The sequence below is a fragment of the Frankia sp. AgB1.9 genome, from assembly GCF_016786355.1.
In the GTDB taxonomy this organism is placed as follows: domain Bacteria; phylum Actinomycetota; class Actinomycetes; order Frankiales; family Frankiaceae; genus Pseudofrankia.
In genome coordinates this window covers 1-26,331 of the sequence record NZ_JADWYX010000003.1, presented here as the reverse complement: position 1 = coordinate 26,331, position 26,331 = coordinate 1, and the positions used below count along the sequence as shown (strand labels likewise).

Sequence of the window (26,331 nt, the reverse complement as noted above, 5' to 3'; positions counted from 1 at the left end):
CTCCATTGCCGGCAGCGCACCCAGAGCGCCCAGGTTCTGCCCGGCGGTCCGTCGTCTTCCTCTCCCGCGGTCACCCGCGAAGACTTCCGGAGCGATCATGAACAAGCGTGTTTGCCGTCCCCTCGCGGGCGGACTGTCGTGAAGCCGTTCAAGCAGTGCTGGTGCCGCGACCCGGCGACGGGACGGCTGCTCCGCAGACGGTGCCCCGAGCTCGAGAAGAAGGCCCACGGGAAGTGGTACGTCCGCGTCGAGGCGCCCGGCGCCGACGGGAAGCGGCGCCGTCCGCTGCTCGGTCCGTACGACACCGAGAAGGCTGCCCGCACCGCGATCACGACCACGGCAGCCCGGGTCACCACGGCCCGCTACAACGCCGACGCAAAGATCAAGTTCGGGGCGTACGCCGACAAGCGGTACGCCTGGCGGCGCGCCGAGTACGAGACCGGCGAGGGCCTGAAGAAGTCCACGCTGGACGCCGAGCATGAGGCCATCGCGCTGTACTTGAAGCCGGGCATGGGGCACCTCAAGCTCGTCGACGTCACCGACGATCACATCCGCGATCTGTACGCGGCGATGCGGCTGATCAACCGAGAGGGCGAGCATGACCCTGGCGACCTCGCCGAGCTGGTGCGCCGGCTGGCCGCGGTTCGCAAGCTGGGCAAGGATGGCCTCCGCCTGCACACCCGGCCAATCTCCGAGGCGCGGATCCGCCGGGTGCACGCGGTGCTGACCGGCATCCTGAACGACGCCTTGGTCCTCTCGAAGCTGATCGACGCGAACCCGGCTGACGGGGTGTTCCGATCGCAGGGCAAGCGGCGCCGGTCAGGCCGGGCCCGACCGCTGCTGTGGACTGCCGAGCGGGTCGAACGCTGGCAGGAGACCGGCGTCGCCCCGGGCCCGGTGATGGTCTGGACCTCGGCGCAGGCCGGGAACTGGCTGGACTTCTCCGAGGCGACCGGCGAACGGCTGCAGGCGCTGTTCCACCTCGACGCCTACTACGGTCTGCGGCGTGGCGAGCTCGTCGGCCTCGACCGCGCCGATCTCTCGCTCCCCCGCCGCCGGCTGCACGTCCGCCAGAACGACGTCGACGGGGACCTGGACGAGGGCAAGACGGAGAACGCCGACCGGACGGTCGTCTTCGACGAGGGCACCGAGACGGTGCTGCGCGCCGAGCTCACCCGCCAGGCGCGCGAGCGCCTGAAGTGGGGCGAGGCCTACACCGACTCCGGCCGTGTCTTCACCCGGGAGAACGGCGAGGCGCTGCGCCCGGCCAACGTGTCGGCGCGCTTCACGGCCCTGGTCGCCCGGCACGCGGCGATCCGCGCCCGACTCGCGAAACCCGGGTGGACACCGGAGCGGACGGCCGGTCAGTTCCGGGTGCCCGTCGCGGCCGTCGAGATCGCCGCGGAGATGCCGCTCCCGCCAATCCGGTTCCACGACCTGCGCCACGGCGCGGCGACGATGCTGCTCGCCGCCGGCGCGCAGCCGAAGCTCGTCTCCGACGTCCTGGGCCACGCCTCGGTCGCGTTCACGAGCGACGTCTACGCGGTCGTGGCGGAGGAGATGGCGGAGGCCGCAGCGACCGCGATCGCGGCGTTCGTGCCCCGCCGACACAAGATCCACGCCGTTGGGGCGAGCAACGGGCGAGCACAGGCCAGTTCTGGATCTTAGAACGAAATCAGGGGCCCAACCCGAAGATCCACTCTTGCGAGTAGACCAGCAGGTCAGGCCCCTGATCACTTGCGGAGGCTCGGGGATTTGAACCCCGGATGGGCTGTAGACCCAAACCGCATTAGCAGTGCGGCGCCATAGACCGGACTAGGCGAAGCCTCCCAGCGGTGCCCGCCAACTATAGCGTCTCGGACAGCGGGTGTGGCAGCCGGCGGGCGGGCGGTCACCGCGCACGGCGGACGCGAGTCTGTCAAGCGGGGGGCCGGTGCGGGGGTGTCCGGTCTGGTTGGGTTCCGGTTGGCTTGGCCATAGCGTGCGCGGCCATGAGGGTGACACTGACCGCGGTCGACCCGCTTCGTCGCGTCGGCGCGGACGTCCTGGTGGACACGGACGACGACGCGACCGTCGGCGAGGTCGGATGGGCGCTCGCCGGCTGCCTGCGTCCGGGCGCCGGCAGCGACGCGCCTGCGGACGCGGTCGGCGGCGCCGATCCCTGGGCGGTCTTCGTCCACGGGCGGGCGGTCGACCCCGGCCTGAGCCTGAGGCGGTCGCCGCTGGTCGAGGGCTCGCTGGTGAGCCTCGGGTCGCCGGCGGGCTGTGCGCCGTCCGGCGAGCCTGTCGGCCTGATCGAGATCCGCGTGGTCGGCGGTCCTGGCGCCGGGGTGGTGCATCGCCTCGGGCCCGGACAGTTCCTGGTCGGGACCGGCCGCGACTGCGCCGTGCGGCTGGTCGACCCCACGGTCACCGACGCGGCACTGACGCTCGTCGTCGGCGCGGACGGCTCCTGCGCGGTTCGCCCGGCCGGAGTGGGAGCCGGCTTCGACGAGGTGCTCCTCGACGGTCTGCTGCTGCGGGCGGCCGGGCAGTTGCTGACCCTGCCGGGCGCCGAGCCCGACACGGTCGAGGGGGGTCAGTCGCGCGGAGGGGTCCGCGCCGCTCCCCTGGTGGCGGTCGGCGCCGTGCTGCTCGCCGTAGCGCTGCCGGAGCCACCCGACCTCGCGACCCGGCCGGCGAAGGAGGGGCGCTGGCTCGAGATGAACCGCCCACCCCGGCTCTCGGCCTCGCGACCCACGGCCAGGTATCGGCTGCCGGCCTGCCCCGAGCGGCCCGAGCGGCACCCGGTCGGAGTCCTGATGGCGCTCGTTCCGGCCGCCGGCGCCGCGGCGATGGCGTTCGTGCTGCACACCTACTACGGGCTGTTGTTCGCGCTGCTGACCCCGCTGGGCATCGTCGGCGCACGGCTCAGCGGTGGGCGGCGAACGCGGAAGACCTACCGGCGGGCGCTCGCCCACCATCGGAGCGAGCTGGCGGAAGTCGAACGGGCTGTCACGGCCGGGCTGGCGGCGGAGTGCGCGGCGCGGCGGGCCGCCGCTCCGGACCCGGCCGACCTGCTCCTGACGGCCGTCGGCCCACGACGCCGGCTGTGGGAGCGCCGCCGGACCGACGACGACTACCTCCGGCTGCGGCTCGGCACGGCCGACCTGCCCAGCGAGCTGACGACCCTGGACCCCAGTGCCCCGGAGGACCGGCGAGAAGAGCGCCGCACCGCGCCCGACGTGCCGGTCACGGTGGCGCTGGCGGAACGTGGAGTGCTCGGGCTGGCGGGCGGTGGCGCGTTTCCCCGGGTACTCGGCTGCTGGCTGCTCGCCCAAGCGGCGGTGCTGCACAGCCCGCGAGATCTTGTCGTCTACCTGCTCACCTCGTCGGGCGGGGAAGCCGACTGGGGCTGGGTTCGCTGGCTGCCGCACGCCCGCGCGGCCGACGACGCCACCGTCCTGGTGGGCGCGGACGAGGAGAGCAGAGCGGGCCGGATCGGCGAGCTGGTCAGGTTGATCGTGGACCGCGGGGCCGACCGGGGTAGTCATCGGGACGGCTCCCCCGCCGGTGAGCCGGACGTACTCGTCCTCCTGGACGGGGCGAGATCGCTGCGCGCGTTGCCCGGCCTGGTGACGGTGCTGCGCGACGGTCCGGCCGTCGGGGTGTACAGCGTCTGCCTGGACCACGACGTCCGCCTCCTGCCGGCCGAGTGCCAGGCGGTGGTGGAGCAGTCGGCCGGTGGGCTGCGGATCAGCGAGGCGGGCGGGGCGAGCGTCGAGGACGTCCGGCCCGACCTGATCGGCACGGCCGGGATGGATCCGGCGACGCAAGGGCTCGGTTCACCGGCCGTCGCCGACGCTGCGGCGTGGTGCGGCCAGGTCGCGCGGGCGTTGGCGCCGCTGCGCGACCCGCGGGGCGACCGGGACGAGGCTGCGCTGCCTGAGTCGACCCGGCTGATGGACCTCCTGGATCTCGACTCGCCGACAGCCGCCGCGATCGCGGCTGGCTGGGCGGCGGCGCCCGGCGGCCGCATGTCCGTGCCGATCGGGTCGGGCCGGGAAGGACCGTTCACGCTGGATCTGTGCCGCGACGGCCCGCACGGCCTGATCGCGGGCACCACTGGCTCGGGCAAGTCAGAGCTGCTGCAGTCGATCGTCGCGTCGCTCGCGGTCGCCAACCCACCGGACGCGCTGACGTTCGTGCTGGTCGACTACAAGGGCGGCGCCGCGTTCGCGGCCTGCGCCCAGCTCCCGCACTGCGTGGGACTCGTGACGGACCTGGACAGCCACCTGGTCACCCGGGCGCTCACCTCGCTGGGAGCCGAGCTGCGCCGCCGCGAACGGCTGCTCGCCGGGGTAGGCGCGAAGGACCACGAGACCTACCAGCGCGAGTTGGCACGGACCGCAGTGGACGACACGCCGCCCCGGCTGCCCCGGCTGGTCATCGTGATCGACGAGTTCGCGTCGCTGGCCCGGGACCTGCCCGACTTCGTCACCGGCCTGGTCGGGCTCGCCCAGCGGGGCCGATCCCTGGGCGTGCACCTGCTGCTCGCGACGCAACGGCCCGGTGGGGTGGTCTCGCCGGAGATCCGGGCGAACACCAACCTGCGGATCGCGCTGCGCATGACCGATGCCGCCGAAAGCATCGACGTGATCGACGCGCCGGACGCGGCGCGGATCTCCAGAGCGGCTCCGGGCCGAGCCCTCGCCCGGCTGGGCCATACGTCGCTGGTGCCGTTTCAGGCCGGACGGGTCAGCGGCCGAGCCGCGCCGTCGAGCTCACCCGCGTCGCCGGTCCAGCTCGGGGACCAGGCCGGCCCGGCGACGGGTAGCAGGCCGCGCCGAGTGCCACCGCGGGTCACCGAGTTGCCGTGGGCCGCGCTGGGCGCGCCTCCCGGGCCCCTGTCGGGACCAGCGGCGGCCGACGAGGACGGTGCCTGCGACCTGACGGTGCTGGTCGAGCAGATCCGCGCGGCGGGCGCGTTGGCCGGCGTGCCTCGCCAGCGCGCGCCCTGGCTGCCGCCCCTGCCCGAACGGATCACCCTCGACACGCTGCTCGACGAACGCCCCGACCTGTCCACGCCCACGGGCCTGGCGCCAGTCCTGCTCGGTCTGTCGGACCTTCCCGGTGAGCAGGAGCAACGTCCGTACCAGGTCGATCTGGAGTCGCCCGGACATCTGATGATCGTCGGGTCCGCCCGGTCGGGCCGGTCGACCGCGCTGCGGACCTTCGCCGGGGCCCTCGCTTCCCGCGTCTCGACGTCCGACGCCCACCTGTACGGCGTCGACTGCGGGAACAACGCGCTGCGGGCGCTCGCCGCGCTGCCGCACACCGGAGCTGTGGTCAGCGCCGACGAGCCAGACCGGGTGGAACGGCTCCTGCGCCGGCTGGGTGCCGAGATCGCCGCCCGGCAGGAGGCCTTCGCCGGCCGCGGCTACGCGGACCTCGGCGAGCAGCGGGCCGCCGAGCCCGGTGCCGCGCTGCCCTACCTGATCGTGCTGCTCGACCGGTACGAGGGATTCCTGGCGGCGTTCGACACCTTGGACGGCGGTCGGCTGGTCGACGAGCTCGCCCGGTTGATCCGTGAGGGCCCCGCAGCCGGGCTGCGGGTGGTGCTGACCACGGATCGCCGCGGCCTCATCGGCCAGGTGGCCTCGGCCATCGAGAACCGGTTGGTCCTGCGGCTCGCCGATCGGGCCGACTACCCACTGGTCGGCCTTTCCAGCGGGGCAGTCCTAGACGGGCTGCCACCCGGCCGTGGCTTCCGGATCGGCGACGCCGCGACGGAATCCGGACTGGCCGGGAACACCCACGGCGCGGTGAGCCCGCCGGTCGAGACCCAGCTCGCGCTGCTCGACCCGGATCCGTCCGGACGCGCACAGGTGGCGGCGCTCATCCGGCTGGGCGCGGCCGCCGCGGTCCGCGACGGGCTCGCGCCCGAACTGGCGACCGGTCCCCGCACCGACCCACGGCGACCGATGCGGATCGACCTGCTCCCGGCCCGGCTCACCTTCGGCGAAGCCATGGCCCTCACCACGGCGCCAGACACCACTCCGGCCGCGTCGACGGCTCCGCCGTCACCGCCGCGGCCGCTGGTGGGTCTGGTCGGAGTGGGTGGCGACGAGTTGACCGCGCTGAGCGTCGACCTGACAGCGGACGGTCCGGGTTTCACGATCGCCGGGCCGCCCGGATCGGGCCGAAGCACGGCCCTGGTCAATCTGGCCTGGACGCTGCTCCTGGGGGGAACGCGGCTGGTGCTCGTCACCTCTCGGCCGTCACCGCTGCATGGGCTCGCCGACGCCGCCCGGGTCCTCGGCTGCCTGGACGCCGACGCCAGTCCGGACGACCTGGCCCGGCTGCTGCCGGCCAGCCGTGGGAACCACGAGCCGACAGCGGTGGTGATCGACGATGCGGAGCTCCTGGCCGACGGGCCGCTGGCCGCCCCGGTCGGGGCATTCCTGCGGACCGCCCGTGACCGGCGAGCCGCACTGGTCGTCGCCGGCACAACGGAGGAACTGCTCGGCCAGTTCCGGGGCTTCCTGCTCGACGCACGACGCGGCCAGAGCGGGCTGCTGCTGTGGCCGGGAGGCCCGGGCGATGGCGAGCTGTTCGGACGGCGCCTGTCCGCCTGGGCCGGTGGGCCGCGACGACCCGGCCGTGGCCTCTTCTTCCGGCGGGGCACGGCGACTCAGGTCCAGGTCCCCGAACCGCCGGGGCCAGCGGTCACCGAGGCACACACCCGGAGGACCCCGCGCCACGACACCCCGACGCTCGCCCCTCGACGCCCCCTGGCGACTCAGATCGGGCCCGCCTCGCGTCGCCGGTCCAACACGCCGACCACCAGTCCCGTGCCCCACCGGATACGTCCCGAATCCGACGCGCTGGTCCACGCCCAGACCCACCCCGGAACGACTCGCAGCCCCAGAACGACCAAGGAGCGGCCATGAGAACAGTGACGACCCCGGCGGCGCAGGCGGCGGCTCGCGGTCTCGGCGACGAGCTACCCAGTCTCACCACCACGACCGCAGACCTGCGCCGGTACTGCGACACGTTGGCGAGCCCGCAGAACTGGGACGGCCCGAAGGCGCGGGCGTTCCGCACCCAGGTGTGGCCGGACGTCGAGACGACGCTGACGAACCTGCGGGGCAACCTCGACGAGCTGGCTCGCTCTGTCGCCGAGGTCAACCGCCGCATCGCCGACGCGGGCGCCTGAGCACTCACAAGGAGAAACGATGTCCAGCTCGGGTTCGACCGTCCGCAGCACGCCGGAGGCTGTCGCGGCAGTCAACGGTCTCGGCGCCCTCGTCAACGGGCCGCTGCTACGCAACTTCGACGCGCTGCGCCGCCACGCCGCAGTGCTGACCGACCCGGAGAACTGGGACGGCCGCGCCGCCACCGACTTCCGCTCGACGATCTGGCCGTCCTACCAGCGAACCCTCACCGACCTGCACACCCAACTCGACCGGTTGCGCGTCCGACTGGGTGAGATCCAGGACGACATCCAGAACGCGGGCTGAGTGCGATGAGGCACCGGTCGAGTTCGGACGTCTCCCGGGCGCGGTTCGGAACGGGTGTCGACACGACGGTTCGGCGATGAGCGTCAAGTCGGCCCCACCAAGGCCGCACCCCCTCTTGTCGGCAGATAGCTGGACGACGCACAGTAGTCAGAGCATGGGAGGAGGGTGGCCGGTGGCCGTCTGGGGCGGGAGTGGGCCGGGCGGCGGCCGCCATGCCCGACCAGTCCGGTCTGAGATCGAGCCGGCGCAGCCAGGGCCGCCGACACCCACGGACGGGACTCCTCCGATGCTTCTCGGCGCGACGGACCCGGCCGCCGCCGAGCGCATGTGGGCCTGGCTCGCCCGGCCCGCGACCGGCCCGACGCCACTGCTGCCACGGCCTCCCGACTCCTGGCGACGGTGGCGTAGGTCTTCCACCGACGAACCGCCGGGCCAGCCGCCAACTGCCCGGCTGGTCCGGCGGCCACCCTTGGCGGACGTGCGTCGCCTCAGCACGACCCGATCTGGCGGAGGCACGAAACAGGACGCCGGTGGCTCCGGCACGAGCCAACGAGCCGATGCCGTGCCCTCGGCAGGCCGGCACCCTGCGACCAGCGCGGCGCGACGAACCGGCGAGCAGCCGGACCGCCCGGACGGCCCGGACCGCCCGAAGGCTGGCGCATCGCTGCTGGCGGCCGGCCTGTTGGCCGAGCTGACCGGGCGGCGGCCGGCGCTGCCCGCCGCGTGGTTCCGTGGGCGCCGAGAGGAGTTGCGCCTGGCCGCCGACGCCGACGGCGCACACTTCCTGGACTGCGCCACCCGGCTCCTGTCCGCCGAACTGGCGGCGCTGGGCCGGCCGCTACCGCCAGCGTTCGCGGCGACGCTGACCGAGGACGCGCTGGTCCTGCACCTGGCGCCCGCCCCGGCCGAGCCACCTCCGGCGCCCTGGTGGAAGGCCGCGGCCGGGACCTGGCGAGTCGACAGGCTGGCAGACACCCCAGACGGCCTACCCCCTGGCGTGGCCGCCTCGATCCCGCCCACGACCCCGGCGCCGTTTCCCGGGCTCGCGACCGTGGGGTTCGCCGCCGAGCGGGCCAGGGTCCTGGTCGACATCGAGGGCGCGCCAGGCACGATCGCGATCGGCGGCCACCCGACCCGGGCGAGGGAGACAGCGGTTTCGATCGCCGTCGAGCTCGCGACCAACCGCTGGTCGGACGCCCTGCGGGTCTATCTGGTCGGATTCGGGGACGACCCGTCGGCGATCGCGCCGGGCCGGCTGCGGACCGTGGACACCGTCGAGGCGGCGCTTGCCGAGCTCGCGACCCACCAGCGGCGGCGGGTGAACGCCCAGGCGTCCGGCGGTGGCTGGGACGACGGCCTGGCCGGACCGGTGTTGCTCGGCCGGCAGGCGGCCAGGACCCAGGCACTGTGGACACCCGATCTGCTGGTGCTGGCCGAGCCGCCGGACGAAACCACGGCGCAGGTGCTCGCCCGGTACGCGCACGGGCGGGATCGGGCGGTCGGCGTGCTGGTGGTCGGTGAGACCCCGGCCGCGCGCTGGGTGTTCACCGCGTCGCGCGACGGCCGACTCTCGCTGGGTGTCCTGGGCCTCGACGTGACGGCGCAACGCCTGCCCGCCCAGGCCTACGCGTCGATCATCGACATGTTCCGTTCGCTCGATCCCGCGAACGAGGCACCGGCCGACCCCCTCCCTGTCGGCGAGAACGCCGTCGGTCCGGCGAACGTCGCCCGGCCAGCGACGGCGGGCTGGACGATCGCGGCCAGCCGGGCGAACCACCCCCATGGGCCCGCCCCGGTCGCTCAGCTACCCACCGCGCGCCCCGTAGCAGGTCCCCCCAGCCGGCAGCCACCGACGACTCCGGGCCCGTTCCTACTGGTCCCGACGGCTCCAAGCACACCACCACAACCGCCCACACCGCCGGCGCCAGTATTTCTGCCACCACCACCAGCCGCTCCGCCGGAGCCGTTCCTTCCCGTTCTCCCAGAGGCCGGTCAGACCAGACCGGTGCCGCCGGCCCCGCGCCGGCCGGCGACATCAGATCCGTCGAGCGTCGCCCGCGCAGCCGTCGCGCCGCCGCCGGACTCGTCCCTGCCGCATTCGTCGCCGCGGACGGTGCCCGGCGCCCTCGCTCCAGCGGCGCCACCACCGACCCGGTTCCCCCGCCCGGGACAGCCCGCGGCCCGCGGCCCGATCTCGATTCTGGTCCCGGCGCCGTCGAGGAGGGCCAAGCCGCCGGGACAGGACGACTCCGCCGTCCGGCCGCTTCCGGCGCCCCCGGCCGCGCGACCACGACCGTCACCCGCCGGTCCGGCCTCGCCCCTGCAACTGCCCTGGGTCGCCGCCCCAGCACCGTCGCCGCCGGATTCCTCCTGGGCCCAGTCTCCGGAGCCTTCGACGGACGTGGAGATCAAGGTGCTGGGCCGACCCGTGGTCAGCGCTCCCGGCCGGCTGCCGGCGGATCAGGTCGACGAGTTGACCGAGCTCGTCGTCTACCTCGCGTTGAACCCGGCCGACCCACCGATGCGCATCCTGGCCGCCGCGCTCTGGCCGGGCGGCGCCACGGAGGCGGTCGTCGCCGACGCGATACGCCGAGCTCAGGCCTGGCTCGGCGCGGATCCGGTCGGCCGCCCCCGGCTACTGCTCAGCGGTGACGGCCGGCCGCGGCTCGACCCGGGTGTCCGCTGCGACTGGCGGCTGTTCACCGCCTGGGCACGCCGCGCGGTGTCCCGCGGCGAGGCGCCCGGCTCCGGGGGTCAGGCCGTCAGCACGGCGGGAAGCAATGCCGACGGACCGGCGGCCGACCTCGTGGCGGCACTGCGCCTGGTCTCAGGCCCGGTCCTGGCTGATCTCCCGGACGGGCGATACGGCTGGTTGCTGGCCTCTGGGCTGGCCGAACGGATCCGGGCGGCGGTCGTGGACGTGGCGCACCGCCTGGCCGGCCTCAGTCTCACGGCCGACGACACGGCGACGGCCATGGCGGCCTGCCGGACGGGTCTGCGGGCCGTCCCGACGGCGGAGCCGCTGTGGCGGGACCTGTTGCGAACCGTCGCGGCCCGCGGCGACCGACATGCCCTCCAGGCCGTCGCCGCCGAGATGTACCGAGCGCTGCCACCGGCATCGACGCCCCAGCGGGATCACCCGGCGGCTCTGGGCCGCCGTCGCGTCGACGCAGGCGCCGAGCCGGAGACGAACGAGCTGGTCCAGAGCCTGCTGCCCGGCTACCGCCCCCGCTGACGGCCCCGTCCCGAGGCGGCCCACCGCCCACCGCGCGCGGACAGGCACGATAGAACCCGCACCCTGGCATCACCTCGCGCCATCCGCTCTCTGGGAGGTACTCGCGTGAACGTGCACGGCCTGCTCGGCACCGCCGGAGCCGGGGCCACCGGTCACGCCGACAGCGCGCGTCCGGCGGTGCGGGTCGCCGACGCGGCGCTGCGGCGCGACGAGCTGTGGGCCGCCGCGACGGCGGTCGCGGACGAGGTCGCCGGCTCGGCGGTGGTCGCGGTGCACGGGTCCGCGAGCCTGCGGACCGTCGTCGGCATCGTCGGCTGCCTGCTGGCCGGCGTCCCGGTCGTGCCGGTACCAGCCGACGCGGGCCCGCGTGAACGAGCGCACATCCTGGCCGATTCGAGAGCCGAGCTCTGGCTCGGCGACCCACCCGCGAACCTGGACCGGCCCAACGAGGGCAGCCGCGACCTGGCCGTCGTCCCGATCGACCTGGCCCGCAGGTCTGACACGTCCTACCCGGAGCCAGACCCCAGCGCCACCGCCATGATCATGTACACGTCCGGCACAACCGGCGCTCCCAAGGGCGTCGTGATCTCCCGACGTGCCATCGCCTCCTGCCTGGACGGACTGGCGGACGCCTGGGCCTGGACGGCAGATGACGTGCTGGTCCACGGACTGCCGCTTTTCCATGTGCATGGCCTCGTGCTTGGCGTTCTCGGCGCATTGCGCGTCGGAAGCCCGCTGGTGCACACCGGCCGGCCGCGTCCCGCCGAGTACGCGGCCGCGGCCGAGCGGCACGGCGGAAGCCTCTTCTTCGGCGTGCCCACCGTCTGGTCGCGGATGTGCGACGAGCCGTCGGCCGCCGCGTCGCTCGGCCAGGCCCGGCTGTTGGTGTCCGGCAGCGCACCACTCCCGGTCCCGGTCGCCGAGCGGCTGCGTCGCCTGACCGGACTGGTGCCGGTCGAGCGGTACGGCATGACCGAATCCCTGATCACCGTCGCGGTGCGGTCCGACGGCGAGCGTCGGCCCGGGTGGGTCGGTCTGAGCCTGCCCGCCGTCGAGACCCGGCTACGCCCCCTGCCCGACGCCGGCGACACCCTCGCGGCGACCGGGCCGGCCGCGGATGAGAACGTGCCGTGGGACGGCGAGTCGGTAGGCGAGCTCCAGGTGCGTGGTGGGTCGCTTTTCGACGGATATCTGGGCCTGGCCGAGGTGACAGCCGCCAGTTGGACCCCGGACGGTTGGTTCCGCACAGGCGACGCGGCGGTCGTCGACGCGGCCGGCTGGCACCGCATCGTCGGCCGGACCTCGGTCGACCTGATCAAGAGCGGCGGCTACCGGATCGGCGCCGGCGAGGTCGAGGCCGCGCTGCTCGCCCATCCCACGATCGTCGAGGCGGCCGTCGTCGGCGTGCCGGACCCCGATCTGGGCCAGCGCATCGTCGCCTATGTCGTCGGTGACGGCACAACACCGGTCGACCCGGTCACAGTGGCCGACTTCGTCGCCACGCAGCTGTCCGTCCACAAACGCCCACGTGAGGTCCGCGTCGTCGAGGATCTGCCGCGCAACGCGATGGGCAAGGTCCAGAAGAAGCTCCTCGCGAGTTCCTGACCACGCCCTGGGGAGGCGCAGCGACCCAGGCTCGACCCGGCCATGGGGGCAGCGGGACGGGCGGCACCCTCCGCCCCGCAGCCGATACCGGCTCGTTCGGCCCGTCCTTCGTGCTGTAAGGTGGCTCCAGTCGCCTGCGGGAGCGGGCGGCGGCAGCACGTGACAACTGAACAATGCGCTCGTAGCTCAACGGATAGAGCATCTGACTACGGATCAGAAGGTTGGGGGTTCGAGTCCCTCCGAGCGCACCATGTTTGACCTGCACTTTTGTCATTTGATCTCCTCTCTAGGAGGTCATGTCGATCTCCCGTGTGCGCGACGTGTGCGCGGGGGTCGTGGGTGGGGTCCGGGGGACGAGCCGCGCCGCTCCCTCTGCGGCGGCGCGGGCTAGCTCGTCGAGCACCGAGGTGTAGGCATTGGCAGTGACCTCGTAGGACGAGTGCCCGAGCGTCTCCTGCACGACCTTAATGTCGGCCTTGGCGCCGAGCATCAGGGTGGCCGCCACATGACGAAGATCATGGAACCGGATCGGCGGCAGCTCCGCCGCGGAAGCGAGCTCCTGGAAGCGGGTCGTGACCGCGGCCGGATGCAGCAACGCGCCATCGACTGCGGTGAACACCGGTCCAGCGTCATCCCAGGCGAGACCCATGGCGTGCCACTCGGCCTCCTGGCGACGCCGGTGGCGTCGCAGCTCCTCCACCGTGGCCTCGTCGAGCACGAGTTCACGCACGCCCGCGTCGGTCTTGGGCCGGGTGAGCAACACCTGCCACCCGACCACGACCAGCTGCCACTGAATCAGGATCTTCTTATGATCCAGGTCGACGTCCGGCCAGTGCACCGCGCACAGCTCCCCCCGCCGGGGGCCCCGAAACGCGGCCAGGTGGAAGAGCGCGTAGAGCCGGTCGTGGTAGACGGCGTCGAGAAACGCCCCGATCTGTTCAGGTGTCCAGACCATGACCGGACCGGGGCGCGCCCCGGTCCGCTGCCATGCGTCCACCCTGCCCGGCGTCCACAGGAGCGGCCTCGGCGGCTTCCCCGACGGAAGCTCGACGTTGCGTGCCACATTGATCGTGATCTTTCCCCGGCGCATCGCGCTGGACAGGGCCGAGCGCAGCGTGGCGCGGATCGACTGCTTCGAGGCCGCCCCCACGGGCCTGCGGAACGGCTCCATCGCGGCAAGCTGGTCCCGGATCTGGCGCCGGGCGGCCCGGCCGCAGGTGGTCTTCAGGTGCCCGAGCATCTGTCGGCGGGCTTCGTTCGCCGCGAGGATTTGCTCGTTGCGCTCCTCGATGGCGTCGAACATGTCATAGACGTGCGCGAGCGCCAGACGGTCGAGCCGGATCGTTCCGAGGTGGGGCGCCAGGTAGAGATCGATGTGGGACTTGTAACCGAGGATGGTCTTGGGGGCGCGGGACTTCTCCTTCTCCTGCAGCCATGTGGCGAACCACTCGCCGACCGTGAGGTCGTCCTGGGAGAGACTCCGGGTGCGCACCCGGGTGCGCACCTCGTCGTAGGCGGGGAATACCACTCCCTTCTTCGTTCCCTCGCGTACCAGCTTGACGACGAGACGGATCGCGTCGACGTCGTCAACGTCTGGGATCGCGAGAAGCGCCGCGACGTCCTCGCGGGCCTTCTTGGCATCGGCACTGGTGGCGAATCCTCCACGCCGCAGGGCCTGGCGGTCGCCGACGGCCGCAGGAAGCTCGATGCGGTAGTGCCAGGTGCCATGCGATGCACTCCAGCCGCCTTTGGCGTTGCGTAGCAGGGGGCAGGCCGCACCCACCTTCCGCCCGGACGTCGGGTCCTCGCAGCCACACCGCTTGTAGATGTTCTCTTCTTTCTTCATTCCTACCCTCCGCCTCTCGCGGGCTCGCGGCTCTCATTTATCTGCCAGCGGGCGCACCCATCAGGAATCCGCCGGAATTGATTGGCGGGCGATCATGCCGCCGCCAGGCGCGTGACTGATGATCAGTCCGCCGCAATATCGCTACAGCCGACGGCAATGGCCGACGGTTGCGGCCCGCGACAATGAGAAGGCGCGCATCCGATGTCCGCAGCGCGCCGAGGAAAGTATTACCCAGGAAGAGCGCCCCGACAAAGTGCCTTCCTCGGCGCTTTCCGTCACTGTTCTTCGGGGCCGCCGGTGCCGTCATGGATGCCGAGGACCCTCAACAGTTCGGCGGTCGGGACACGATAGGAGTTGTTGATGCGCAACACGCGGCAAGGGAACTGGCCCGTGCGGGCAAGCTCGTAGGCGTTGGTCCGTCCGAGTCCGAACGCGCGGGCAGCAGTGCGGAGATCGACGACGGCCGGCAGAGCGAGAAGCTCAGCACGGCTGAGAACCCGCCGATGAATCTCGGTGTTCGTGCGCCCGTTACGCCGCGGATCGGGTGAGGTGCCTGGATCGTTTGGCTCGACTCCCGCGCGGCTCTCGTCGTGAGTGGGCGAATCTGACCGGGTCGGGGTCGCACGCAGGCGCGGCGGTGTGCCAGGAATGGCGTCACGGCCGAGGTCTCCCGACCGGCCGGCGGTCGACCTTCCTGAGCGACTGTCCTCTCGATGCCCGTCGGTGCCGCGCGCCTTCGGGGTCGGGTTGGAAGGGTTCATGCGAGACACCCATCAGCGCCAGTCGCCCATTGCTGGGCGGAGAACGCCGCCTTGGCTTGGTCGTGATGGACGGCGTTGCGGTCGATGCCGAGGTAGGAGCGGCCGAGCATCCGGGCAGCGAGACCCGTCGTTCCGGCGCCGGAAAAGGGGTCGAGGATGACTCCACCGGGCCGAGCGCCGGCGGCGATACAACGCAGGGGGATCTCGAGCGGGAACGCGGGCGGATATCCCGACGGCGTTGGACGGGCGGCAAGCGTCCAGACGTCCCCGACGTCCCCGACGTCGCCAGCGGCCTGCGTTGACCCCTCGCCCCCGCTTCGGGAGACAAAGTGATCCGCCGGGCGCCTTCCGGCGGCGATGGCCTGGAGCGCGGTGAGGTCGAGATGGTGCTGGGCGGGGGCGAGGAGGAACAGGAGCTCGTGGCGGCAGGTGAGCCGGTCGGAGGCCCGGGTCGGGGCCGCGTGGGGTTTCTCCCAGACGATGGCGTTGCGCAGTATCCAGCCATCGGCCTGGAGGGCGAGGGCGACGCGCCAGGGCAGGCCGAGGAGGTTCTTGTCGGGCAGGCCGCTACGGGGGCGGTAGCGGGGCTGTCCAGGTAGTCCGCGGGTGACGTAATAGCCGTCGGAGTTCGCGGCATAGCTGTCGGCGAGGTTCAGCCAGACAGTGCCAGCCGGAGTCAGCACGCGGCCAAGTTCAACGAACACCGCGCGCAGCCGATCGAGGTAGGCGTCCAGGGTCGGTTCAAGTCCGATCTGGTCGCCCGGCGCGGGCGAGGCGTCGCCGTGGCCGGCCGGGGGGTCGTAGTCGCGCAACCGCCAGTAGGGCGGTGACGTGACGACGCAGTCGACGCTGTCCGCCGGCAGGTGGCGCAGCGCCGTGGCCGCGTCGCCGAGGTAGAGGGTGATGCCGGGCGCGGCGTGATAACGGTGGGCCGCCAGGCCGCCGCCGGTCTTGGGGGCCAGTCCGGGCCGGGTCATGCGGCTCTCCGTGCGGTTTCGTCGTCGGAGCTTCCTGTGGGTGGGTGCAGGCCGAGGCGGGTCAGGGCGAGGTCGTGGAACGCGGGGTTGAGGTCGATCCCGAGGTAGTCCCGGTCGAGTTGGCGAGCGGCGAGGCCGGTGGTGGCGGCCCCGGAGAACGGGTCGAGGACGAGCCCGCCGGGTCGGCAGCCCGCGGCGATGCAGCGCAGTGGCAGGTCGATGGGGAAGGCGGCGAAGTGCGCGGCTCGCAGCGGCCGGGTGCTGATCGTCCACACGTCCCCGGGGTTACGGCCCCTCGGGTGGGCGCTGGTGTGCCGTTGGCCGGTGGGCGCTGTGGCCGCGCCGGGCGGCCCGGCGGGGAATGCGTTTGCGGGGGCGCTGCCGTAGGTGTTCGCGCCGCGGGTCCGCCGTGCCGCGCCGGTGGCGCCGTGGCGGCTTTCCTCGGACCCGATCATGATGCCTTCGGTGAGGGCTTCTGGGCGGGCGAGTGGCACGCGGATCGGGTCGAGGTCGAAGTGGTAGCGGCGGTCGCGGACGAGGAGGAACAGCAGCTCGTAGCGGTTGGAAAGCCGGTCGGTGACGGATTCGGGCATCGCGTTCGGCTTGTGCCAGACGACACAGTTCCGGATGATCCAGCCGTCGGCCTGTAGCGCGAACGCGGCCCGCCACGGCAGGCCGATCAGGTCCTTCGCGGCCAGCGGCCGGCCCGCGGTGCCACCTTCTGGGGAGCCGGGAGCGGGTGTGGCCGTCGCGGCGCGGGTCGGTGTGGCGTAGCTGTCGCCGAGGTTGAGCCAGGCCGTCCCGCCACGAGCCAGCACTCGGGCGAGCTGTTGGAACACGGCGCGCAGTTGGTTGAGGTAGCCGTCGAGGGTGGGTTCGAGGCCGTACTGGCGGTCCTCGCGCACCGCGCCGCAGCGGGCGCAGACCGCCCCGTGGGGGTCTGGTTCGATGCCCGCCGGCGCAGCGCTCCCGGGCCGGAGACGTCGGGTGATCTTGCGGTCAGAGTAGGGGACGTGGGGGCAGTCGGGCTGGCCGCCGGTCCAGGTGGCGGTGCCGTAGTCGCGCAGTCCCCAGTAGGGCGGCGAGGTCACGACGCAGTCGGCGGTCCGGTCGGGCAGTGCGGCCAGCACCTCGATGGCGTCGCCGGTGTAGAGCGTCACGCCGGGGCTTGCGCGGTAGGGCTCGGGAAGGGTCCTCACACCAGCCCCTCCCACCAGCCGCCCGCACCGTCCGTGTCGCCGATGCGCCGCAGCGTGGCGTGGGCGAGGGCCGCGTCGAACGCGCCGGCGCCGGCGCCGGGCGGGGCGACCTGCCGGGCGAGGAAGAACGTCTGGGTGTCGATGATCGACTGGTGGGCGTTCGGGCCGACGATCCACTCCGAGGGTGGGACGGGCTGTCCGCCGCGAGTGCGGCCCCAGACGGTGACGCCGGTATAGACAGGGTTGTTCTGTTGACTGCACTTACTGGCGGTATGACGCGGTATGTGACAGACAGGGGACGTCCGGGCATGGCGTTGGATCATGGGTTCACTGGGGCGCACCGGGGCTTGCTCGAAGGTCGTGCTGAGCTGCCCCGGGTGGGGGCGGTGGCTGGTGGTGTCGGTCCGCTCCTTCCGTGGGTGGTCCGGGACGAGGCGGGTCGCGAGGTCGAGCCGGTCAGTGGCTATTTGCGCGATCTGGTGCTCGGGGATTGCAGCCCGCTGACGTGCCGCAGCTACGCGTATGACCTGCTGCGGTGGTTCAGGGTGCTGTGGGCGGTCGGTGTGGCGTGGGAAAGAGCCACCGAGACCGAGACCGCGACGTTGGTGGGATGGCTGCGGTCGGCTTTCAATCCGCAGCGTCGGCGCAGCGTTGCCGGCGGTGTTTCGCCTGGATCGGTGAATCCGGTGACGGGAAAGCTGGTACCGGCAGCGGGGTATGCTCCGGCCACGATCGCCCACAACCTGACCTCCGTGCACGAGTTCTACGCCTTCCATTTGCATTTCGGTCGGGGCCCACTGGTGAACCCGGTGCCGGAGAATCCCGCGCGTCGAGGCGCTTTGGCGCACCGCTCCCCGATGGAGGCGAGGCCGGCGCACCGGCGGGGTCGGTTGCGTCCGAAGGTCCCGGCGTATCGGCCGCGGGCGATGTCCGACCAGCGCTGGGAGGAGCTGTTCGCCCAGATGCGCTGCACCCGGGACCGGGCGCTGCTGGCCTGCTATGTCTCTTCCGGCGCCCGTGCGTCCGAGTTGCTGGGTGTCCGGCTCGGTGACGTCGAATGGTCCGGCGGCCGGTTGTGGGTGGTTTCCAAGGGGACACGGGCCCGTCAGCAGGTTCCGGTGTCGCCGCAGGCTTTGGCTTACCTGGCCGCCTACCTGGAGGAGGCGGGACTGCCCGCAGACGATGAACCGGTCTGGCGTACCCGCCGGGGCGATCCTCGGCCGCTGACCTACTGGGCGGCGCGGCGGATCATTCAGCGGGCCGGCGAAGCGTTGGGTGCCAATTGGACTCTGCACGATCTGCGGCATACCGCCGCGACCCGGTTGGCCCGCGATCCTGCGTTCACCCTCGCGGAGGTGCAGACTATCCTGCGACACGCACACGTTACCACCACCGCTCTCTACACGGTCGTCGGTATCGAAGACCTCGTGGAAAAGCTTGCGGAGCATTACCAGCGGCCACGACCCACGGTGAAGTGGAACCCGGGTTACGACCCGGCGGATATCGAGGCGGTCTTCGGTGCCCGGTAACGTGGTCGACGCCGCCGAGGGCTTCGGGCAGCTGGCGACGGGCCGAGTCCATCGACACGACTTTGTCTACGTGAACGACAACGTGTTCACGCCGACCACGGTCATCCCGGCGCCTCCGACACCGCCGGTTAAGCCCCCGAGGGGCTTGGGTGACCTGGCCACCGCGACCATCGCCGAGATCGTTCCGCTGGTCACCGAGACGTTCGGCGGCGCCACGACCACACGCGGCGATATGCGGTGGGGTATGCGCACCTTGCTGACCCACCTTCAGCAGTATCCTGGCGACACATGGCAGGACCGGTGGGAAGCGGCCGGCCTGAACAAGCCGGGCGTGACGATCGGCGCACGAGAAGAACGACTTAGCCCGACGCTGCGACGCAGACTCAACGCGGCAGCGGGTCAGGCGTTCGCCGGACGTCTGATCCAGCCGACGCTGCGAACATTTCGTTCCTACCTGTTCGCATGCTATCCCCGGTGGTTCCGCACAGCGGCGGCCGATCCCCTTCTGGAAGAGTTCTGCTCCAGAGTCGAGGCGCAGCCGATGTGCCGGGAGTCGCAGCGGCAGGCGCTGTTCGACGTCTGCTGCGCGCTGACCGTGCTCGGTCTCGACCTGGCCGACCTGACGCCGGAAGCGCTGCTGTACTACGCCGCCGAGTCCCGCAAGCATGGCCTGACCCCCGGGGCACGCCCCGACGACGGCTCCTTCGCGGCCACCCACGCGTGGCCCGTGCTGCACGACATGGGGCACTTCGCCCCGTCCACGCCGCACACGTTGCGCGCCGCGGTGACCAAGGGCCAGCGCACCATCGCCGAGTTGGTCGACCGACACAATCTGCGCACCATCGAAATCCGCGATCTGCTGGTCGACTACATTACCCGCCGGTCCGCCGAGATGGATTACTCCGCGATCGCCCACCTGGCCCGCCGGCTGGCCCTCACATTCTGGAAACAGATAGAAGCAATCAACCCCGCGCAGCGCGATCTGCGGCTCGACGAACACACGATCGGCCAATGGAGAGACTGGCTGCGGCTGCTGCCCAACGGCCAACCACGCCTGGACCTGGGCGGACCGCTGATGGCCGTCCGAGCGTTCTACCTGGATCTGCACACCTGGGCGGCAAACGAACCCGAAAAGTGGGCCCGCTGGGTGGCGCCCTGCCCTATCAGAGACGCCGATATGCGCAGATTCCAGGCCCGGCGCCGGCGGCTGCAGGAACGGGTGGCCCACCGCACCCGAGAACGCCAGCCTCTGCTGCCCATCCTGTCCAGGCATGTCAACGACCACTGGCTGCGGCTGCGGACGTTGCTGGACGCCGCCCGGACAGTCGAACTCGACGCGCACTTCACTGTCGATGGAGTGACCTATCAACGAACCGCGATCGAGCGTGACCGCACCGGCTGGAAAAATCCCGACCACGCTCCGATCAGAGTCATCAACCGTGCCACCGGCGACCTTCTCCGCCTCTCCCACGACGAGAATCATGCATTCTGGCAGTGGGCCGTGATCGAGACTCTGCGATTGGCCGGCCTGCGCATCGAGGAGCTCACCGAGCTGACCCACCTCAGCGTCCGCAACTACCAGCGGCCTAACGGTGAGGTCGTGGCCCTGCTCGTCGTCGGCCCCTCCAAAACCGACCGAGAGCGGGTGATACCGATGTCCGCGGAACTGTTCCACGTGATCGCACAGATCATCCGCCGGCACATCCGCGAACACGGCACCGTCCCAGTCGCTATCCGTTACGACGTGCACGAGCGGGTGTGGAGCTCGCCGCTGCCCTACCTGTTCCAAAGCCGGCGTAACTCCACCCGCCGCGGCATGTCGATGAGCGCGGTCTGGCAGCACATCCAGCGCGCGACCAGCACACTGGCTCAAACCCACCCAGAGTTCACGGACGTCACCTTCGCCCCGCACGACTTCCGCAGAATGTTCGCCACCGAACTGGTCAACAACGGCCTGCCGATCCACATCGGCGCCGCGCTGCTCGGTCACCTCAACATCCAAACCACCCGCGGCTACGTCTCCGTGTTCGAGGAGAACGTCATCGCCCACTACCAGCAGTTTCTCGACCGACGTCGAGCACAGCGACCCGACGACGAGTACCGCACCCCGACCGACGAAGAATGGCGCGACTTCCAGGAGCACTTCGATAAACGCCGTGTTGAACTCGGCTCCTGCGGAAGGCCCTACGGCACACCCTGCGCCCACGAACACGCCTGTATTCGCTGCCCCATGCTGTCGATCGACCCGAAGATGGTGCCCCGCCTGAACGAACTCGAACAAGACCTGCTCGCCCGACGCGATAGAGCAGACCACGAGGGCTGGCGGGGTGAAATCGAGGGCCTCGATCTCACATTGACCTTCCTCCGCAGCAAGCGGGACCAAGCAGAACGCAACGCCCGGCTCGGCGGGCCAGCCCAGGTCAATCTCGGCATACCCACCATGCCGCAGCGATGACCCCCAACGCACCGAGGGTCGACCAGTCCAGCGGCGATCACCGCACGCCACGATCGCCGGCCGGTTCACGCCGCCACTCCGGGAGCCGACGAAGCGACCTTGACAAGTGCAGAGAACGCCAGTAGACGAGTGACCGTGGCGGTACTCCAGGGCCGGGGGAACCCGGTGGCGTCGATGTCGGTGGTGTTCAGGTCGGCGCCGTCCCGCAGGCGGGTGGTGATCGCGCGGGTGGGGAGCCGGTCGGCGATCCGCCATTGGTAGATCGCGGCGACGACGGCCGCCCGGCGCGGGTCGATCAGGAGGCGGATCTGGCGGCGGGGTGCGCCGCGGCTGGGCGTGACCCGCAGCGCCAGATAGCCATACGGGATCGGGCCGAGGTGGTAGCCGTCGCGGACGAGGGCGATCTGCGCGTGGCGGGCGCGGTCGGTGGTCCAGGCGTGGTGGGCAGCGAGCGTGCGGGCCTGGCGGGCGGCGTGGCGGTGGGTGATCCGCGCCCACCAGCCGGGTCGGGCGCCCGGCTCGGTCGGCGCGGGTGGCAACGCGGAGATCGGCAGCAGGTCAGACATCGCAGGGCTCCAGCCACAGGAAGGCGAGCAACGAGGAGGGGCCGAGCGCGCACGGGTGGTGCGCGCCGACGGGCAGGCGGTGGGCTGGTGCTCGGCCGGGTTCTCCCGGTCGCCGCCGGTAGGCCCGCGCGACGATCACGTCCTGGCGGACCGGGTAGGCGCGCACCCGCTGCGACGGGACGCCCGCGCCGCCTTCCGCCGGGTGCGGGACGGCGGTGCGCGCGATGGCCCGCTGGACGGGACGCCAGCCGGTGTCGCTGCCGGCGGCGTCGGTCTGACTGGCGTAGTCAGTCCGGCCGACGACCTGTGGCGGGGTGAGGACGACAAGGTGACCGCCGGACCGGGCCAGGACCCGGTAGTCGGCCCGCCGCCCGCGCGGCCGGTCGCTGCCCAGACCGGGATGCCCGTCGGCGCCGGGCGGTTCGATCGCCCTCAGGACCAGGTCGACCGGTCCGGGTCCGGTCCAGGACCCGCCGTCGGGCGCCGCGTCGAGGATCATCCCGCCGGTCGCCCCGCGGCCCGGGGTGGGCGCGGGGCTCACCGGCCCTGCCCTTCGCTTGTGATCGTGGTGAAGAGAAGAAGATCCGCATGCACGCGCCGGGCCGTTCTCCCGCGGAGGGAGGGTGTCGAGGGGCCGTCGAGCTCGTCGAGGGGGACTTCGAGCAGGACGAAGCGGTCCAGCAGCAGGAGCTTGTGGCGGCCGGTGGCGGCGGTCAGGTCGACGGTGGGGTCGATCAGCCAGCCGGAGAGGCTGTCGCTGCGGGTGATCACTGCGAGGGTGCCGCCGGTGGTCAGGAGCCGGTCCCAGTCGATGTGGTGGACCCAGTCGAGCCGGGTCGGGTCCAGGACCGTGACGACCAGCCGGTATCGGTTCTCGGCCGGGCCGTGGCCGGGCGCCGGGTCCGGTCCGGGTCCGGTTTCGGTTCGCCGGGGGGCCGGGTGGGCGGGCGCGGTGCGGACCTGGACGGGTCGGCCGAGTCGGGCGATGGTCCGGTCGGTCTCGGCAAGTTCGTCGCCGGTGTCGTCACCCGGCCAGGTCGCCGGTCCGGACGGGGCCGGTGGGATCAGGACCAGGACCGGGTCGCCGGGCCGGGTGGTGGCGACGACGAGCCGTTGGACGGCGGCCTGGAGCCAGCCGGCCGGTTCCCGTCCGACGGTGTCCGGTGGGTACGGCCAGACACTCACCGGCCGGCCCGTGTCGGCTGGGTCGTCGTTGCGGTCGGGGTCGAAGCCATGGGCCATCGGTGGTCCTGCCTTTCACGAGGGAGCGTTTTCGCCGTCGTGAAAGGAGACCGTCTGCTGTGCGGGTTTCTGCCACCAGCGTGCACATTTCTTTCAAGATTTTTTCCGCTGTCTCGCGACTAGTCCGTCCGGACTATTGATCGCTGTCATGCCGGGCGGAGGCACCACCGCGGGCCTTCGGAAAACTTTTTCAAGATTTTTGCGGAGGGTGCCAGCGGGCACCCGTGAAGATCACTGTCAGGGTGACGGCGGCCCGCCGGAAACCTGACAGCGATCTTGCATCTTCGCAGTTAAGAGGCCCGCTGTCAGGCGCTGGGGAGCCGCTGGGCGGTGCCCGGCCGGCGGGTGGCTGGCGGGGGTTGCACGGTGCCGCTGTGCAGCCGCTGTCTGCACAGCGATCTTTGCTGTGCATGTTCGGGAAGATCGCGCTGTCTTTTCGCTGTCTTCGATGTGGCTTCCTGATGGCTGTCCGCATTCCACGACACCCGAAGGACCTCGAAACAATGCCCGAGGAAACGTCTTCCCTTCCCCCGCGAGTACGCAAGCCGAGCGTGCCGGTGTTGCCGCTGACGACCTTGCAGAAGAGTTTCGCGCTACTGGTCGCGGGCCCCGAGCCCCTCGCCCTGGACGGCGGGCTCGTGCCTGGACTGCCTGACCGGCTGGTGGCGTTGGATGAGCTGCGCGACCGGCTGCTGGCCGCGTCCTGCCCGCCGGCGGTGCGCGACACCGCGTGGGCGATCGTCATCCGCCGCTCCCGCCTGCGCGACGCCGCATGGACCGTCGGCGCCGCGGGGATGGCCCTACCCGCGCTGCGCGCAATCACGGCCAGCCTGGATGCTCACGGCCCCCTCGATCCGGCCGACATCGAGGCCGAGGTGCTGACCGGGTTCCTGACCGCGCTCGCGACCATTCGCCTGGACCTGCCGCGGATCGCGGTCCGGCTGCGCTGGGCCGCCTACCGCGCCGGCCTGCGCCTGGTGACCCAGACCCCGCAGATCCCCTACCCCGATGAGGACCTGTTCGACGCCCAGGCGATCGCCCCGTCGCCGGCCCGCGGTCCGCGCGACGTCCTGGCCGTCGCTGTCAGGGCCGGGGTCCTGACCGAGACCGAAGCCGACCTCATCACCGCGACCCGCCTCGGCGCCGTTTCGCTCCCTGCCTGGGCGGCCGGCCACGCGACCAAGGAACGGACCGCCTACCGGCGACGCGAGCAGGCCGAACAACGCCTCGCCGTCGCGCTGACTCCCACCCGCGGCGGTCGGGTTCCCGATCCGTCGGCGCCTGGTCGCGATGCCGCGACCGGGCGACAGGAGACGGCCACCGAGCGGGCGCCGGCATGACCGCCCCGCGCCTGCAGGCCATGGCACGCCGTGCCTTCTCGCTGGGGCGGCGTCTCGCGGGCCACCGCCTCGTGGTCCTGACCGTCCTGGTGACGGTCATCGTGCTGGTGGGTGCGGGTGTCGCGCTGGCGGACCCGCCGCCGCCAGCGGCGCCGCCGCCGCCGAGCCTCGACACGGTCCTGACCAACATCCGCAACTGGGTGATGGGGATCCTGGGCGCCTACGCCGGGGTCTGCTTCACCCTCGCCGGGCTGCGCTACCTGGCCGCCAACAGCGACCCGGGCGAGCTCGCCAAGGCGAAAGACTCTTTCCAGAACGGACTCAAGGGCGTCGGGCTCGCCGTACTGGCGCCCACGATCGTCGAAGTCCTCAAGTCGATCTTCGGGTTCTGAGATGGCGACCGTCGCGCCGGGTCGCCACGTCCGCCGGACGCGCCCGGCCAGGTATGCCGCGGCGGCACTGCTCGCGCTGGCGCTGCTCGTCGCCGCTCCGGCGTCGGCCTGGGCAGCGGACGCCACCCCAGCGCCCCCACCGCCCTCGACCGCTCCGGGCACGCCCGCGGCGACACCGCAGGCAGCGCCCGGACCGGCCCCCACCGTGCCCGGCGGCACCTCCCCCACGCCCCAGAACACCACGCCCACCCCGACAGGCCCGGCTCCGCAGGGGTGCGCCAGCGCAGACCCGACCTGCACCACCGTCCCCGCCACGCCGAGTACACCGGCCGCCCCAGCCACGCCGGCCACGCCCTCGGCGCCGACCCCGACGACGACCCCACCCGCGCCGACTATCCCCGGCGACGGGGGTTCCGGTGGGGTCGCCGGCTGGATCGCCGACAACATCACCAAAGCGATCGACAGCTTCTTTCGCGGACTGGTGATTGGCGGGCTGAACCCATTGTTGGATCTGCTCGGCCGGACATTGTTGACGACACCCACACCCTCAGACGTGCCGGCGATCGGCCAGCTGTGGTCGACCTCGTGGACTATCACCGTCGCCGCCTACAGCCTGCTGATCATGGCCGGTGGGATCACGGCCATGGCCTACGGCTCGACCCAGACCCGCATCACGATCAAGGAGATCGCCCCGCGTATTCCCCTGGGTTTCCTGGCCGCCGGGTTCTCCCAGTTCGCGGCAGCCAAGGCCATCGAGCTGGCGAACCCTCTGCCCGGCGCCATTCTCGGCCAGGGCCTCGACCCACAATCCGCGTCCACGCAACTGCGCGCGATCGTCCTCGGCGCGCTCGGGGGCGGTCCCGACAGCGTCAACGGCGGCATCTTCGCCGTCTTTCTCGGCCTGTTCCTGGCTGGGGCGATCGTCGCGCTGCTGTGTGTCTACATCGGCCGGATCGTCCTGACCGTGGTCCTGATCGGCATCGCGCCGCTCGCGTTGGCCTGCCACGCGCTCCCGCAGACCGAACGCATCGCGTTCTGGTGGTGGCGCGCGTTCTTCAGCGTCCTGGGTATCCAGATCGCCCAGGCGTTCGTCCTGATCGCCAGTTTCAGGGTGTTCTTCACCCCGGGCGGTTTCTCCCTCCTCGGGCCGACCCCGGACGGGGTGGTGAACCTCCTCGCGGCCATCACCATGGTCTATTTCCTGTTCAAGATCCCGTTCTGGTTGATGCCGAGGATCGGTCAGGGCCGCGGGATCCTCGGCCGGATTGTGCGCGCCTACGTGCTCGGCCGCGCGATGGGTCTGCTGCGCGGCGGGTTCGGACCGCGGCGCCGAGGGGTCGACCCCCAGCGCCCCCGCGGCGGACGAGGCGGCGGCCGGGGCGGACGAGGCGGGCCTCGGGGCCGCGGCGGACGGGGCGGCGGGCCGCGCCGCGGTCCTGGCGGCGGGCCGGCCGATCCCTACGACCACGTCGAAGCCAACGCCGACGGTCAGCTGCTCATCCCGCTGACCCGCGTCCCCAGGGTCCGGCGCTCCGGCCCGGCCCGCGGTGTGCCCCGGGCGCCGCGGCCCCCCCGCCGCCCCCGGGCAGCCCCGCGCCGGGGGGGCGCGGGCCGGTCACCAAAAGGTCCCCGCCTCGCGGGGTGGGATCGGGCCGGCTCCGATGCGATCTTGCGACCATGCG

The 26,331-nt window shown here is 72.0% G+C and carries 19 protein-coding genes and 2 tRNA genes; 12 read left to right on the top strand and 9 right to left on the bottom strand.

Annotated elements, in window-relative coordinates:
- Positions 1-138 precede the first annotated feature (138 nt).
- Positions 139-1,668, top strand: a complete 1,530-nt coding sequence (locus I6A60_RS01685; protein WP_307838655.1) for a tyrosine-type recombinase/integrase — start codon at positions 139-141, stop codon at positions 1,666-1,668.
- Positions 1,669-1,740: 72 nt separating this feature from the next.
- On the opposite strand, the gene I6A60_RS01680 is transcribed toward I6A60_RS01685, so the two are convergent.
- Positions 1,741-1,830 (bottom strand) — tRNA-Ser (locus I6A60_RS01680).
- A gap of 161 nt (positions 1,831-1,991) precedes the next feature.
- Here I6A60_RS01680 and I6A60_RS01675 point away from each other — a divergent pair.
- The 6 genes from I6A60_RS01675 to I6A60_RS01650 all read left to right on the top strand — a co-directional run bounded on the left by I6A60_RS01675 (position 1,992) and on the right by I6A60_RS01650 (position 12,593).
- A complete protein-coding gene (locus I6A60_RS01675; RefSeq protein ID WP_203021025.1) occupies positions 1,992-6,932 on the top strand; it encodes an FtsK/SpoIIIE domain-containing protein in 4,941 nt (1,646 codons plus the stop codon).
- A complete protein-coding gene (locus I6A60_RS01670; protein WP_203021023.1) occupies positions 6,929-7,198 on the top strand; it encodes a pyrophosphorylase in 270 nt (89 codons plus the stop codon). Before I6A60_RS01675 ends, I6A60_RS01670 begins: the two co-directional genes overlap by 4 nt.
- Positions 7,199-7,217: 19 nt before the next feature.
- The gene (locus I6A60_RS01665) at positions 7,218-7,502 is read left to right on the top strand and encodes a hypothetical protein (RefSeq protein WP_203021022.1); all 285 of its coding nucleotides are present in this window, start codon (positions 7,218-7,220) and stop codon (positions 7,500-7,502) included.
- A 562-nt stretch (positions 7,503-8,064) separates the two neighbouring features.
- Positions 8,065-10,737, top strand: a complete 2,673-nt coding sequence (locus I6A60_RS43280; protein ID WP_203021020.1) for a bacterial transcriptional activator domain-containing protein — start codon at positions 8,065-8,067, stop codon at positions 10,735-10,737.
- Positions 10,738-10,842: 105 nt separating this feature from the next.
- A complete protein-coding gene (locus I6A60_RS01655) occupies positions 10,843-12,342 on the top strand; it encodes an acyl-CoA synthetase (RefSeq protein ID WP_203021018.1) in 1,500 nt (499 codons plus the stop codon).
- Positions 12,343-12,517: 175 nt separating this feature from the next.
- A tRNA-Arg gene (locus tag I6A60_RS01650) sits at positions 12,518-12,593 on the top strand.
- 35 nt (positions 12,594-12,628) lie between these two features.
- Here the strand turns inward: I6A60_RS01650 and xerC are convergent.
- The 5 genes from xerC to I6A60_RS01625 all read right to left on the bottom strand — a co-directional run bounded on the left by xerC (position 12,629) and on the right by I6A60_RS01625 (position 17,448).
- Positions 12,629-14,188, bottom strand: a complete 1,560-nt coding sequence (gene xerC, locus I6A60_RS01645; protein ID WP_203021016.1) for a tyrosine recombinase XerC — start codon at positions 14,186-14,188, stop codon at positions 12,629-12,631.
- 275 nt (positions 14,189-14,463) lie between these two features.
- Positions 14,464-14,949: a helix-turn-helix domain-containing protein gene (locus I6A60_RS01640; protein ID WP_203042551.1), complete on the bottom strand. Its 486-nt coding sequence runs from the start codon at positions 14,947-14,949 to the stop codon at positions 14,464-14,466.
- Positions 14,946-15,926, bottom strand: a complete 981-nt coding sequence (locus tag I6A60_RS01635) for a site-specific DNA-methyltransferase (RefSeq protein ID WP_203021012.1) — start codon at positions 15,924-15,926, stop codon at positions 14,946-14,948. Before I6A60_RS01635 ends, I6A60_RS01640 begins: the two co-directional genes overlap by 4 nt.
- Positions 15,923-17,125 carry a site-specific DNA-methyltransferase gene (locus tag I6A60_RS01630; RefSeq protein WP_203021010.1) on the bottom strand — a complete coding sequence of 401 codons (1,203 nt, stop codon included), beginning with the start codon at positions 17,123-17,125 and terminating at the stop codon, positions 15,923-15,925. The genes I6A60_RS01635 and I6A60_RS01630 overlap by 4 nt, the downstream gene beginning before the upstream one ends.
- Positions 17,122-17,448 carry a recombinase family protein gene (locus tag I6A60_RS01625; RefSeq protein ID WP_203021008.1) on the bottom strand — a complete coding sequence of 109 codons (327 nt, stop codon included), beginning with the start codon at positions 17,446-17,448 and terminating at the stop codon, positions 17,122-17,124. The genes I6A60_RS01630 and I6A60_RS01625 overlap by 4 nt, the downstream gene beginning before the upstream one ends.
- A 96-nt stretch (positions 17,449-17,544) precedes the next feature.
- On the opposite strand from I6A60_RS01625, the gene I6A60_RS43275 reads away from it, so the two are divergent.
- Both I6A60_RS43275 and I6A60_RS43270 read left to right on the top strand, forming a co-directional pair.
- Positions 17,545-18,654, top strand: a complete 1,110-nt coding sequence (locus I6A60_RS43275) for a tyrosine-type recombinase/integrase (RefSeq protein ID WP_203021006.1) — start codon at positions 17,545-17,547, stop codon at positions 18,652-18,654.
- Complete coding sequence (locus tag I6A60_RS43270; RefSeq protein ID WP_203021004.1) at positions 18,644-21,109, top strand: site-specific integrase; 2,466 nt, start codon at positions 18,644-18,646, stop codon at positions 21,107-21,109. Before I6A60_RS43275 ends, I6A60_RS43270 begins: the two co-directional genes overlap by 11 nt.
- Positions 21,110-21,174: 65 nt before the next feature.
- Here the strand turns inward: I6A60_RS43270 and I6A60_RS01610 are convergent, their stop codons facing one another.
- The 3 genes from I6A60_RS01610 to I6A60_RS01600 are packed head-to-tail and all read right to left on the bottom strand — an operon-like array spanning position 21,175 to position 22,917.
- A complete protein-coding gene (locus tag I6A60_RS01610; protein ID WP_203021003.1) occupies positions 21,175-21,675 on the bottom strand; it encodes a hypothetical protein in 501 nt (166 codons plus the stop codon).
- A complete protein-coding gene (locus I6A60_RS01605; protein WP_203021001.1) occupies positions 21,668-22,216 on the bottom strand; it encodes a hypothetical protein in 549 nt (182 codons plus the stop codon). The genes I6A60_RS01610 and I6A60_RS01605 overlap by 8 nt, the downstream gene beginning before the upstream one ends.
- Positions 22,213-22,917 (bottom strand): hypothetical protein, encoded by a 705-nt coding sequence (locus tag I6A60_RS01600; RefSeq protein WP_203020999.1) that lies wholly within the window; start codon positions 22,915-22,917, stop codon positions 22,213-22,215. The genes I6A60_RS01605 and I6A60_RS01600 overlap by 4 nt, the downstream gene beginning before the upstream one ends.
- A 551-nt stretch (positions 22,918-23,468) precedes the next feature.
- Here I6A60_RS01600 and I6A60_RS01595 point away from each other — a divergent pair.
- From I6A60_RS01595 to I6A60_RS01585, 3 genes are all read left to right on the top strand, one after another.
- Positions 23,469-24,257, top strand: a complete 789-nt coding sequence (locus I6A60_RS01595; RefSeq protein WP_203020997.1) for a hypothetical protein — start codon at positions 23,469-23,471, stop codon at positions 24,255-24,257.
- A complete protein-coding gene (locus I6A60_RS01590; protein WP_238434573.1) occupies positions 24,254-24,649 on the top strand; it encodes a pilin in 396 nt (131 codons plus the stop codon). The genes I6A60_RS01595 and I6A60_RS01590 overlap by 4 nt, the downstream gene beginning before the upstream one ends.
- Before the next feature lies 1 nt (position 24,650).
- Positions 24,651-26,331 (top strand): hypothetical protein (locus tag I6A60_RS01585; RefSeq protein WP_203055538.1); only part of this gene is annotated, 1,681 nt, incomplete at its 3' end.

Coding starts and splice junctions, on each gene's coding strand:
- I6A60_RS01670 (WP_203021023.1), top strand. CDS start 6,929: ATGAGAACAGTGACGACCCCGGCGGCGCAGGCGGCGGCTCGCGGTCTC.
- I6A60_RS01625 (WP_203021008.1), bottom strand. CDS start 17,448: ATGATCCAACGCCATGCCCGGACGTCCCCTGTCTGTCACATACCGCGT.
- I6A60_RS01600 (WP_203020999.1), bottom strand. CDS start 22,917: ATGGCCCATGGCTTCGACCCCGACCGCAACGACGACCCAGCCGACACG.
- I6A60_RS01665 (WP_203021022.1), top strand. CDS start 7,218: ATGTCCAGCTCGGGTTCGACCGTCCGCAGCACGCCGGAGGCTGTCGCG.
- I6A60_RS01610 (WP_203021003.1), bottom strand. CDS start 21,675: ATGTCTGACCTGCTGCCGATCTCCGCGTTGCCACCCGCGCCGACCGAG.
- I6A60_RS01635 (WP_203021012.1), bottom strand. CDS start 15,926: ATGACCCGGCCCGGACTGGCCCCCAAGACCGGCGGCGGCCTGGCGGCC.
- I6A60_RS01640 (WP_203042551.1), bottom strand. CDS start 14,949: ATGAACCCTTCCAACCCGACCCCGAAGGCGCGCGGCACCGACGGGCAT.
- I6A60_RS01590 (WP_238434573.1), top strand. CDS start 24,254: ATGACCGCCCCGCGCCTGCAGGCCATGGCACGCCGTGCCTTCTCGCTG.
- I6A60_RS01675 (WP_203021025.1), top strand. CDS start 1,992: ATGAGGGTGACACTGACCGCGGTCGACCCGCTTCGTCGCGTCGGCGCG.
- xerC (WP_203021016.1), bottom strand. CDS start 14,188: ATGAAGAAAGAAGAGAACATCTACAAGCGGTGTGGCTGCGAGGACCCG.